General features: G+C 34.6%; 11 protein-coding genes. 7 read left to right on the top strand and 4 right to left on the bottom strand.

Going from position 1 to position 11316, the window contains the following annotated elements; genetic code table 11:
- Positions 1–36: 36 nt before the first annotated feature.
- From accC to amaB, 4 genes are all read right to left on the bottom strand, one after another.
- Positions 37–1395, bottom strand: a complete 1359-nt coding sequence (gene accC / locus FCN74_RS09165; RefSeq protein WP_138932290.1) for an acetyl-CoA carboxylase biotin carboxylase subunit — start codon at positions 1393–1395, stop codon at positions 37–39.
- A gap of 43 nt (positions 1396–1438) precedes the next feature.
- A complete protein-coding gene (gene accB, locus FCN74_RS09160; RefSeq protein WP_138932289.1) occupies positions 1439–1927 on the bottom strand; it encodes an acetyl-CoA carboxylase biotin carboxyl carrier protein in 489 nt (162 codons plus the stop codon).
- A 17-nt stretch (positions 1928–1944) separates the two neighbouring features.
- The gene (locus FCN74_RS09155; RefSeq protein ID WP_138932288.1) at positions 1945–2940 is read right to left on the bottom strand and encodes a beta-ketoacyl-ACP synthase III; all 996 of its coding nucleotides are present in this window, start codon (positions 2938–2940) and stop codon (positions 1945–1947) included.
- Between the two features lie 192 nt (positions 2941–3132).
- Positions 3133–4689, bottom strand: coding sequence for an L-piperidine-6-carboxylate dehydrogenase (gene amaB / locus FCN74_RS09150; RefSeq protein ID WP_138932287.1), 1557 nt, complete (start codon positions 4687–4689; stop codon positions 3133–3135).
- Positions 4690–4815: 126 nt separating this feature from the next.
- Between amaB and FCN74_RS09145 the strand changes: the two genes are divergently transcribed.
- The 7 genes from FCN74_RS09145 (at position 4816) to recN (ending at position 11287) form a co-directional block, all read left to right on the top strand.
- Positions 4816–5322: a DUF6913 domain-containing protein gene (locus FCN74_RS09145; protein WP_138932286.1), complete on the top strand. Its 507-nt coding sequence runs from the start codon at positions 4816–4818 to the stop codon at positions 5320–5322.
- Complete coding sequence (gene dapA / locus FCN74_RS09140; RefSeq protein WP_138932285.1) at positions 5309–6196, top strand: 4-hydroxy-tetrahydrodipicolinate synthase; 888 nt, start codon at positions 5309–5311, stop codon at positions 6194–6196. Before FCN74_RS09145 ends, dapA begins: the two co-directional genes overlap by 14 nt.
- Positions 6197–6272: 76 nt before the next feature.
- Positions 6273–7106 (top strand): outer membrane protein assembly factor BamD, encoded by an 834-nt coding sequence (locus tag FCN74_RS09135; protein WP_138932284.1) that lies wholly within the window; start codon positions 6273–6275, stop codon positions 7104–7106.
- 8 nt (positions 7107–7114) lie between these two features.
- Complete coding sequence (locus FCN74_RS09130; RefSeq protein WP_138932283.1) at positions 7115–7453, top strand: DNA-directed RNA polymerase subunit omega; 339 nt, start codon at positions 7115–7117, stop codon at positions 7451–7453.
- Entirely contained in the window at positions 7454–8668 is a 1215-nt protein-coding gene (coaBC, locus tag FCN74_RS09125) for a bifunctional phosphopantothenoylcysteine decarboxylase/phosphopantothenate--cysteine ligase CoaBC (RefSeq protein ID WP_138932282.1), read from the top strand.
- Positions 8661–9551 (top strand): type IX secretion system protein PorD, encoded by an 891-nt coding sequence (gene porD, locus FCN74_RS09120; protein ID WP_138932281.1) that lies wholly within the window; start codon positions 8661–8663, stop codon positions 9549–9551. Before coaBC ends, porD begins: the two co-directional genes overlap by 8 nt.
- A gap of 86 nt (positions 9552–9637) precedes the next feature.
- Positions 9638–11287, top strand: coding sequence for a DNA repair protein RecN (recN, locus tag FCN74_RS09115; RefSeq protein WP_171047152.1), 1650 nt, complete (start codon positions 9638–9640; stop codon positions 11285–11287).
- The last annotated feature ends 29 nt before the right edge of the window (positions 11288–11316 follow it).

Below are 11316 nucleotides of genomic sequence, written 5' to 3'. Positions count from 1 at the left end.
TGAAAGTAGGCTTCGCTATTTTTGTTTGGTAAGCGTTTACTCTTCGTCATCATATTCTTTTGACATGACAAAATCTTCCATAAACTTCGTGGTGTATTTTCCAGCGAGATATTCCGGATGATCCATAAGTTGTCTGTGGAACGGAATAGTGGTTTTAACGCCTTCTACAATAAATTCATCTAGAGCTCTTTTCATCTTGTTAATGGCTTCTTCACGGGTTTGTGCAGTAGTGATTAACTTGGCCACCATCGAGTCGTAGTTTGGTGGAATAATATAACCACTGTAGACATGAGTGTCAAGTCTAACACCATGTCCGCCTGGAGCGTGCAGGTTTGTTATTTTTCCCGGTGAAGGTCTAAAGTTATTGTAAGGATCTTCTGCGTTAATCCGGCATTCAATAGAATGTAATCTAGGGAAATAGTTTTTTCCTGAGATAGGGATTCCAGCGGCAACCTTTATTTGTTCTTTGATTAAGTCGTGTTCAACAACCTCATCGGTAATAGGATGCTCTACTTGAATTCTTGTATTCATTTCCATAAAATAGAAATTCTTGTGTTTATCCACCAGAAATTCTATTGTACCTGCGCCCTCATATTTAATGTATTCAGCAGCTTTTATGGCCGCATTACCCATTTTTTCTCTCAGGGCTTTGGTCATAAAAGGTGAGGGTGTTTCTTCAGTGAGTTTTTGGTGTCGGCGTTGTACAGAGCAATCTCTTTCAGACAGATGGCAAGCTTTACCAGTTTGGTCACCAACAATTTGTATTTCGATATGTCTTGGCTCTTCAATAAGTTTTTCCATATACATATCATCATTGCCAAAGGCTGCTTTTGATTCTTGACGAGCAGATTCCCAGGCTTTTTCTAAATCTTCTTCTGTCCACACCGCTCGCATCCCTTTACCGCCACCACCAGCTGTAGCTTTTAACATTACGGGATAGCCTGTTTTTTTTGCTACTTTTTGGCAGTCTTTAAAATCTTTGATGATACCATCAGAACCAGGTATACAGGGCACTCCAGCAGCTTTCATTGTTGCCTTCGCAGTCGCTTTATCTCCCATTTTAGAAATCATTTCTGGAGAGGCTCCAATAAATTTGATGTCGTGTTCTGCACATATTTTTGAGAAATTGGCATTTTCTGATAAAAAGCCATATCCTGGATGAATAGCATCAGCATTTGTAATTTCGGCTGCAGAAATAATATTTGGAATTTTTAAATAAGACTCGCTACTCGCAGCTGGGCCAATACATACAGCTTCATCAGCAAATCTAACGTGTAAACTTTCTTTATCTGCTGTGGAATATACAGCAACAGTATTGATGCCCATTTCCTTACAAGTCCTGATAATACGTAAGGCAATTTCACCTCTATTGGCAATAAGTATTTTATTGAACATACCTTTTATAGATTTTAAAATTAATCAGAGTCGTTTTGCCTTTTTATGAAGGCTCAACGAGAAATAAAGGTTGATCAAACTCTACTGGAGTAGCATCGTCAACCAATACTTTTACAATCTTACCTGAAACTTCACTTTCTATTTCGTTAAAAAGTTTCATAGCTTCGATTGTACACAACACATCGCCTTCTTTGATAGAATCACCAACCTCAACAAAAACGGGTTTGTCAGGAGAAGGTTTTCTGTAAAAAGTACCAATAATTGGAGATTTTACAGTGACCAAATTTTCTTCATCTTTTTGGTCATGAGACGCTTTTTTTTCTTGTTGTGGTGTTTGCTCTTGAGCAGGTTGAGGTGCTGGTGCTTGTTGTTGAACGGCACTAACAGGGATCTGTTGAACAATTGTCTCTTTGTTGTCGTCGTTGCTTCCAGTTCTAATGGTGACTTTAACATCATCCATTTCCAGTTTTACTTCACTGGCTCCAGATTTGGCAACAAATTTAATAAGATTTTGAATTTGCTTTAAATTCATAGTGTTTAGATTTAGGTTTAGGAATTATAGGCCCATTTTAAATAGATGGAACCCCATGAAAATCCACCGCCAAAAGCGGCAAATATGATATTATCTCCTTTTTTGAGTTGATGTTCGTAATCTGTTATTAATAAAGGCAATGTTGCTGAAGTTGTATTGCCGTAACGTTGAATATTCATCAAAACTTTATCGTCATCTAAATTCATACGTTTTGATGTGGCATCAATAATTCTCTTATTGGCCTGGTGAGCCATCAACCAATCAACATCTTCAGCAGATAACTTATTGCGTGCCATAATTTTTGCGCTGACATCAGACATATTAGATACTGCAAATTTAAAAACTGTCCGTCCATCTTGAAAAACATAATGTTGTCTGTTTGCAACTGTATTTTCACTTGTAGGAAGGATAGAACCACCAGCATCTATTTTAAGAAAGTTACGTCCAACCCCATCTGTTCTTAAGTATTCATCTTGAAGGCCTAAGCCTTCCTCGTTGGGTTCAAAAAGTACACAACCTGCACCATCTCCAAAGATAATACAGGTTGCTCTGTCTTTATAATCTATAATTGACGACATTTTATCTGCGCCTACTAATAAAATTTTCTTGTACCGACCTGATTCAATATAACTCGCTGCGGTTGACATGCCAAACAAAAAACTTGAACAAGCTGCTTGCAGGTCGTAAGAAAATGCATTGGTTGCTCCAATTTCACTAGCAATATAAGCTGCTGTAGAGGCTACGGGCATGTCTGGAGTTGCTGTTGCTACAATTAATAGATCGATATCTTTAGGATCTAAATCACTTTTTTCAATAAGATTTTTACAGGCTTTTATCCCTAGATAGGAAGAACCTTTTCCTTCTTTTTTTAAAATTCGCCTTTCTTTGATCCCAGTTCTTGTTGTAATCCATTCATCATTTGTATCAACCATTTGTTCGAGATCCTTATTGCTAAGAACATCTTCAGGAACATAATAACCCGTAGCTGTTATGGCAGCGGTAACTTTTTGCATAAGTTATATTTATGTCATTTGATAACAGCTAAGCTGAAATGAAATGAAGCTAAAACTATATTAATTAACATGCAAAGTAAAATTATTTTTGGGGTATATCAAAAAACTTACACAACATTTATTTAACATCTATTTATATTTAACAATACAACAATAGTAATTAATTATGCTAAAATATTAGAATACAGTATGTTAAAGGTCAAATTTAATACCTTGAGCTAGTGGTAATTCAGAGGTGTAGTTTATCGTATTCGTTTGTCTCCTCATGTATATTTTCCATGCATCAGAGCCAGACTCTCTTCCGCCACCAGTTTCCTTTTCTCCTCCAAATGCACCGCCAATTTCAGCTCCTGAAGTTCCAATATTAACGTTGGCAATACCACAGTCTGAACCTTCAGCAGATAAAAATTGCTCGGCCTCTCTCAAGTTATTGGTCATGATAGCTGAGGATAACCCTTGAACAACGTCGTTGTGAACATTAATTGCTTCACTTAAATCTCCTTTATATTTTATCAAATAAAGTATGGGCGCAAAAGTTTCTTCTTGCACAATTTTGAAATGATTTTCAGCTTCAGCAATGGCTGGTTTAACATAGCAACCACTTTCATAACCCTTACCTTCTAAAACACCACCTTCAACTAAAATATTTCCGCCTTCTTCTTTTACAGATTTGAGTGCATTGAGATAATTGGCAACAGAATCTTTATCGATTAATGGGCCCATGTGATTGTTTTCATCAAGAGGATTTCCAATTTTGATTTGTTTGTAAGCATCGGTGATAGCATGCTTTACTTCGTCGTACACTGATTCGTGGATAATAAGTCTGCGTGTCGAGGTACAGCGTTGACCGCAAGTACCTACTGCACCAAATACAGCACCTATTACAGTATTTTTGATATCGGCATCCGGCGTAATGATAATGGCATTGTTACCTCCTAACTCTAAAAGTGATTTGCCTAAACGCTTGGCAACTGCTTGGGCTACAACTTTCCCCATTCTTATAGAACCAGTTGCGGATATAAGCGGAATACGCTCGTCGCTAGTCATCATTTCACCCACTGTATAATCCCCGGTGATGAGAGAAGAAATACCATGAGGAACATTGTTTTGTTCAAAAATACGAGCAGCTATTTTTTGACATGCCACAGAAGTTAAAGGGGTTTTCTCTGAGCCTTTCCAAATGCAGGCATCACCGCACACCCAAGCCAAAGCCGTGTTCCAAGACCAAACAGCAACAGGGAAATTAAATGCTGAAATGATACCTACAACACCAAGCGGATGCCATTGCTCATACATACGGTGACCAGGTCTTTCACTATGCATTGTAAGTCCGTAAAGCTGTCTTGAAAGACCAACTGCAAAATCGCATATGTCAATCATTTCTTGTACTTCACCTAGTCCTTCCTGATAAGATTTACCCATTTCATAAGAAACGAGTTTACCTAATGGGGCTTTTAATCGTCTTAACTCGTCATTAAACTGTCTTACTACTTCGCCTCGTTGAGGCGCGGTCCATTTGCGCCATTCTTTAAAACCTTTTTCAGCTTCTTGAATGACTTTTTCATAATCTTCAGCTGTGGTTTGACTTACTTTACCGATAAGTTGACCATCTACAGGTGAATACGATGAAATCATTTTTCCTTGTCCATAAAAGTTTTGGCTAAACGATGTCCCATGGTTTTCGGCATGAATATCTAATTCTTTTAAGGCTTTATCAATTCCGTATTGAGTAGCAGTATTGCTTGTCATTTTTCTAATTTTTTAGATTAAATATAATATTGATTGCGAATTTAATAATTTAATATGGTCTGAAGACTGCAAAATTTATTTTTTAAAATATGAATTGTACAAGTTTCTTTATTAATTTTGACCACAATGATAAATTTAGTAAAATCCTTTTACATTCGTCGCAATACGTCTGTTAACCAAAAGGCGACTGGTCTTAAATATTACCCACAATCATTTTCTAAAGTTGGCATATTTTGTCTAGCCTCAAATATTCCTGATGATAATCTTATCACAAAAATTAAATATACTTTGGGTGATCAGGTTCAACTTATCATCTTTGTTTTAGAAAAAAATCATAAACTAGATAAGGCTTATAGTCTCAGCAAAAGTACATTTGATGTTTTTGGTAAAATTAAAAACCCCTCATTACATAAAGATTTAAGTGGTTTAGATATGTTGATAGATTTAAGTCAAAAAGTCTCATTTATTAAAGATTATGCTATAAGTATAGCTAATCAGGCTTATAAGATCTCTTTGGGACAGTATGAAAATAACATTTACCATTTATCAATTAAATTAGATAGATACGAATCTTCTTTGTTTGGAGACGAAATTTTAAAATACCATAAAATCCTAGGAAATGGCAGATCGTAAATTTACAGGAACTGGCGTTGCATTAATTACACCTTTTGACAAAAATGGCAATATTGATGTGATGTCTCTTAAAAAAATTGTTCAATTTCAAATCAAAAACGGCATAGATTATTTGGTCGTTTTGGGTACAACAGCAGAAAGTGTCACTTTAAATAAAAATGAAAAAGAGCTTGTCAAAACAACTGTAATCGAGGCAAATCAAGGAAAATTACCCTTAGTTTTAGGAATGGGTTCCAATAATACTCAAGCGCTTATTGAAGAAATTGAAAGCACAGATTTGACAGATTTTGACGCTTTATTGTCTGTTTCACCTTATTATAACAAACCTACTCAAAGAGGAATTTATACTCATTTTGAAGCCATATCAAAGGCTAGTCCCAAACCTCTTATATTGTATAATGTACCAGGCAGAACAGGCTCAAATATTTTACCTGAAACGGTTGTAAAGTTGGCAAATAATTTTGACAACATCATAGGAATTAAAGAGGCCGCAGGAGATATTTTACAAGCATATCAACTTATACATGACTCGCCAGATGATTTTCTGGTTATTTCTGGGGATGACATGCTTACATTACCTATGGTTTTAGGTGGTGGTGCCGGTGTAATTTCTGTTATAGCTCAGGGATTTCCTAAGTTGTTTTCAGATATGGTAAATTTAGGTTTGCAAAGCAAAAGTAAAGAAGCCTTTGAGTTACACTATAAAATTGCACCTGCCATCGATATGATTTTTGAACAAGGAAACCCAGCTGGTATTAAGTGTGTATTTAAACAACTTGGACTTAGTCACGATTATTTAAGACTACCTTTGGTCAATGTAGATAATGATTTAGATTTACGTCTTAAACACTTTATTAAAAAACTAGATTATTAAACTCCAGCATCATTGTAGGTAATAAATTAATTATTTTTTAGTTAAAGCTTTAATTCTTAGCTTTGCAAAATTATTTATGAGACAACTTATATACATATTATTTGCTTTTGTTTTACTTACCTCTTGTAGTGAATACCAAAAGGTATTGAAGCAAAAAGATATTAAGCCCAAATTTGATTTAGCAAATCGTTTTTACGAAGAAGGTTTAAAAGAAAATAAAAACAGAAAGTTAACTAGAGCGATTAAGCTATATGAACAAATTTTGCCTACACTACAAGGTAAACCTCAGGCTGAAATCATTCAGTTTAATACAGCTAATGCTTATTATACCGTTGGAGATTATTTACTATCTGGCTATAAGTTTGAACGTTTTACCAAAGCCTATCCCACGAGTCAAAAAGCAGAAGAAGCTGTATTTAAGAGTGCGGAGAGTTACTATCACGAATCACCAAGATATAGCTTAGATCAAATAGATACCAAAAAAGCCATTAACAAATTACAACTATACATTAATGAGTATCCGGATGGTCAATATTTTGATGAAGCTAATGAAAAGCTACAGGAGCTTCGATTTAAGCTAGAGAAAAAATATTATGAAATAGCAAAACAATATCATCATACCTACCGATATAAAGCAGCTATAAGTGATTTTAATAATTATCTGGTCAAATACCCAGGTTCTGCTTTTAAAGAGCAGACTTATTTTTATAGATTCGAATCGGCTTACTTATTGGCTATCAATAGTTTTATAAACTTAATGAAAGATCGTTTAGAAACTGCCTTAAGTTATTTTGAAGATTATAAAGAACGTTATCCAGAAGGAGAATTTTTAGATCAAGCTCAAGATTATGCCAATGACATTAACTTAAGGATAAAAAAAATGGAAACTAATAATACAGAACAACAATAAACATTGTTATGAATACAAAACTCAATTACCAAGATGCTGAAATCAGCACAAAAACGACCGACAAAAATAAAGTCGACGAAAAAACAAACAATATTTATGAAGCTATTTCAATAATTGCTAAACGCTCTAATCAAATCAACACAGACTTAAAAAAAGAATTGGTTGAAAAATTAGAAGAATTTGCCACGCATAACGAAAGTTTGGAAGAGGTTTTTGAAAACAAAGAACAAATTGAAGTCTCAAAATTCTATGAAAGATTACCTAAACCTCATGCTATCGCAATGGATGAATGGTTGAAAGACAAGATTTATTTCAGACACACTCAACAAGACGATACAGAACTATAGATGTCTGCATTAAGTGGCAAACACATATTATTAGGTGTCACAGGCGGAATAGCAGCATATAAAACAGCATTCCTTGTCAGGTTGTTTATAAAATCGGGCGCCAAAGTCAGATGTGTTATGACACCAGACGCTGAAGAGTTTGTTACGCCTTTAACCTTATCGACACTTTCAAAAAATCCAGTTGTTTCAAGTTTTACAGACCGAGAAAAAAATTGGAACAATCATGTTGAGTTAGCAGAATGGGCAGATTTGATGCTCATAGCACCAGCAACAGCCAACACATTATCAAAAATGGTTTCAGGAAAGTCTGATAACCTATTGATTACTACCTATTTGTCGACAACCTGTCCTGTTTATATTGCTCCGGCAATGGATTTGGAAATGTATCAACATCACACTACCAAAGCAAATCTCAATCAACTTTCAAAATCAGGACATACTATTATTAAACCCGAATCTGGTGAGTTGGCCAGCGGACTAGAAGGTCAGGGCAGAATGGCTGAACCTGAAAACATTGTTAATTTTATTTCTCGGCATCTTTTCAAAAAAATGCCCCTTTACGGTAAAAAAGTATTGATTACGGCAGGGCCAACTTATGAAGCGATAGATCCTGTAAGATACATCGGAAATCATTCTAGTGGTAAAATGGGGTATGAAATGACAAAAACCGCATTAAACCTCGGTGCAAAAGTTATTTTAATCTCGGGACCCACACATTTAAAATTGTCTCATCCAAATTTAGAGTTGGTGAAGGTCAATACCGCTCAAGAAATGTTTGACCATGCTATGCAACAGTTTGAAAGTGTCAATATTGCGATTGCCTCTGCTGCTGTTTCAGATTACAGGCCCAAAACATATCAGAATCAAAAGGTTAAAAAAACTGAAGATACGTTTAGAATAGACTTAGTAAAAAACCCTGATATTTTAAAAACATTTGGTCAGAACAAAACACATCAATTTTTAGTTGGATTTGCTTTAGAAACCAACAACGAAGTTGAAAATGCCAAACAAAAGTTGGCAAAGAAAAATTTAGATTTTATTGTGCTAAATTCTCTACAAGATAAAGGTGCAGGGTTTAAAAATGACACGAATAAAATCAGTATTATAACAAAAGATAATATCAAGCGTTTTGATATTAAGCCAAAACCTGAAGTGGCGCAAGATATATTTAATGAAATCTTAAGTTTTATATCTGATGGTAAAGACAATGCGTAAAATACTTTTTTCAATACTCACGCTTTTGATTTTTGGCTCGACTTATTCCCAAGAATTTAATTCTACAGTTACTATTGATGCTAGACAAACTGGTCAAACCAGGCTAAGGATTTTTGATATTTTAGAAAAATCCTTACAGGAATTTATTAACCAAACTGCATTTACAAACAAAGACTATTCAGAGTTGCAAAAAATAGATTGTAGTTTTTTTATTACGATAAACAGCTACGACTCAGATCGTTTTCAGGCGAACATACAAGTTCAAGCTTCAAGACCAATATTTGGGTCTACTATTAAAACACCAATCATTAATGTTAAAGACCAAGATTTTAATTTTTCTTATACCGAAAGTCAACCCTTAATTTACGATGTCAATAATTATCAGTCTAATTTGGTTTCTGTAGTGAGTTTTTACCTGTACACGATATTAGGTTTAGAAGCAGATTCGTTTTCGCTGAATGGAGGAGATTCGTATCACGAAACAGCTCGGCAAATTGTAAATGCTGCTCAACCCAATGCAGGAGCCGGATGGCAAGCTGCTGGTGTAGGATTTTCAAGGTTTAATCTCAACAATGATATTTTATCTCAAAATTTTGCTCAATTTAGACAAGCCTTTTACGACTACCATATTAAAGGTCTAGATGTGATGCACAACGATACTCGGAAGGCCAAAGAGAATATTCTAGAGAGTATAGCACTACTTAAAGCGGTTAATGATGCGAGGCCAAATTCCGTTTTATTGAGACTTTTCTTCGATACAAAAGCTGGAGAAATTCAGCAAATACTCAATGGTGGTCCAAAAATGAACATAGCTCAAACCAAAGAATACTTATACCGTATAGCTCCAGTGCATAATAATAAATGGAGAAGAATCAAATATTAGATTTATAAGTTGATTAAGTTCAACTTATTTCGCTTAAATAATTCTGAATATTTATATTTACCTCTCATTATATACGATTTAAAAAAGTGCTCAAATCCCTTTACATCAAAAATTACGCGCTTATTAAAGATATTCAGCTCAACTTTGAAGAATCTTTTACCACTATCACCGGTGAAACAGGAGCCGGGAAATCAATATTACTAGGCGCGTTATCATTATTGTTAGGTAATCGTGCTGATAAAGAGAGTTTGAGAGAGCCCAATGAAAAATGCATAATTGAAGCCGAATTTGATCTGTCAAATTTTAACCTTAAGTCCGTGTTTAAAGAATTTGACCTTGATTATGATAAATTGAGCATTATTAGAAGAGAAATAACCAAGCAAAAAACCAGAGCTTTTATCAATGATACACCAGTCAAGTTAAAGGTTCTTCAGGATTTAAAACCCTTTTTGGTCGATATACACAGTCAAAATGAATCAAAATCAATATCAGAAACTTCATACCAATATCATGTATTAGATAAAATAGGAAATAATGTAAAGGTTTTTGAACAATATCAAAATACGTTCATTTCCTTCAATTCCTTGAAGTCCCAATTAAAACAATTAAAACTTGAAAAACAAGAAGCAACCCAACGCCAGGATTACAATCAATTTTTATTTGACGAATTAGAATCTGCAAATCTTCGACAAGGTCTTTTGGCAGAACTGGAAGACCAATACAATAACTTGCAAAATGCTGAAGATATCCAAAACGATCTATCAGAATCTATAAATATTATACAGCAAGAAGAATACGGGGTTTTTGACCAGCTTACCAAGATAAACCAGCGCTTGCAAAGCTTATCACAATCTGTATCAAGCTATAATGATTTAAAAGAAAGACTCCAATCTGTATTAATAGAAACCCAAGATATAGCTTCTGAACTTGAAGGGCGATTAGCTGATGTTGAGGTTAATCCTGATAAATTAGAAAAGATTGATGAACAATTACAAGGTATAAATCATCTTTTAAAAAAACATCAAGTAAAAACCGATTATGAATTGATAGAAATTAAAAATCAAATTGAATTAAAACTTCAAGAATATTCAAATATTGATGAAGAAATCATTTCTATAGAAACCAAATTAAAAGCTTTTGATGAAAACTTAATAAGCTTATCAGACAAATTGTTTAAAAGTCGAAAAAAATCAATTCAAACTTTAGAAAAACAATTACTCATATTATTCGGGCAATTGGGAATGAAAAATGCGTCGATTGAGATCAGGCTGACTAAAACTGAAAAATGCCATAAATACGGTAAAGATCACATTGAGTGGCTATTTTCTGCAAATAAAGGTATGCCACTTAGACCATTGCACAAAGTAGCTTCTGGCGGGGAAATGTCCCGAATGATGCTCGCTGTAAAAAGCACACTGGCGTCTTATGAAAATTTACCCAGTATCATTTTTGATGAAATTGATACGGGTGTATCTGGTGAAATAGCCCTTAAAATGGGAGAAATTATGCATAAAATGAGTCGTCGGATGCAAGTGATATCTATTACTCATCTGCCTCAGATTGCTGCTAAAGGGCAACAACACCTTAAAGTCCTGAAAACAATAGAAAAATCTGAAACACAAACCCACATAAAAAACTTAAGGAGAAACGAAAGAATAAAAGAATTATCTCAAATGTTAGGAGGAGATGAAAACTCAACTTCAGCAATAGCTCATGCCAAAAGCTTGCTCAATTGATAAAATGGTTATATTTGATTCTTTAATTG

Origin of the sequence: Mesohalobacter halotolerans (assembly GCF_006120725.1) — a bacterium.
Lineage (GTDB): Bacteria > Bacteroidota > Bacteroidia > Flavobacteriales > Flavobacteriaceae > Psychroflexus > Psychroflexus halotolerans.
This window is presented reverse-complemented; position numbering and strand designations above follow the sequence as displayed.

Coding starts and splice junctions, on each gene's coding strand:
- accC (WP_138932290.1), bottom strand. CDS start 1,395: ATGTTCAATAAAATACTTATTGCCAATAGAGGTGAAATTGCCTTACGT.
- accB (WP_138932289.1), bottom strand. CDS start 1,927: ATGAATTTAAAGCAAATTCAAAATCTTATTAAATTTGTTGCCAAATCT.
- FCN74_RS09155 (WP_138932288.1), bottom strand. CDS start 2,940: ATGCAAAAAGTTACCGCTGCCATAACAGCTACGGGTTATTATGTTCCT.
- amaB (WP_138932287.1), bottom strand. CDS start 4,689: ATGACAAGCAATACTGCTACTCAATACGGAATTGATAAAGCCTTAAAA.
- FCN74_RS09145 (WP_138932286.1), top strand. CDS start 4,816: ATGATAAATTTAGTAAAATCCTTTTACATTCGTCGCAATACGTCTGTT.
- dapA (WP_138932285.1), top strand. CDS start 5,309: ATGGCAGATCGTAAATTTACAGGAACTGGCGTTGCATTAATTACACCT.
- FCN74_RS09135 (WP_138932284.1), top strand. CDS start 6,273: ATGAGACAACTTATATACATATTATTTGCTTTTGTTTTACTTACCTCT.
- FCN74_RS09130 (WP_138932283.1), top strand. CDS start 7,115: ATGAATACAAAACTCAATTACCAAGATGCTGAAATCAGCACAAAAACG.
- coaBC (WP_138932282.1), top strand. CDS start 7,454: ATGTCTGCATTAAGTGGCAAACACATATTATTAGGTGTCACAGGCGGA.
- porD (WP_138932281.1), top strand. CDS start 8,661: ATGCGTAAAATACTTTTTTCAATACTCACGCTTTTGATTTTTGGCTCG.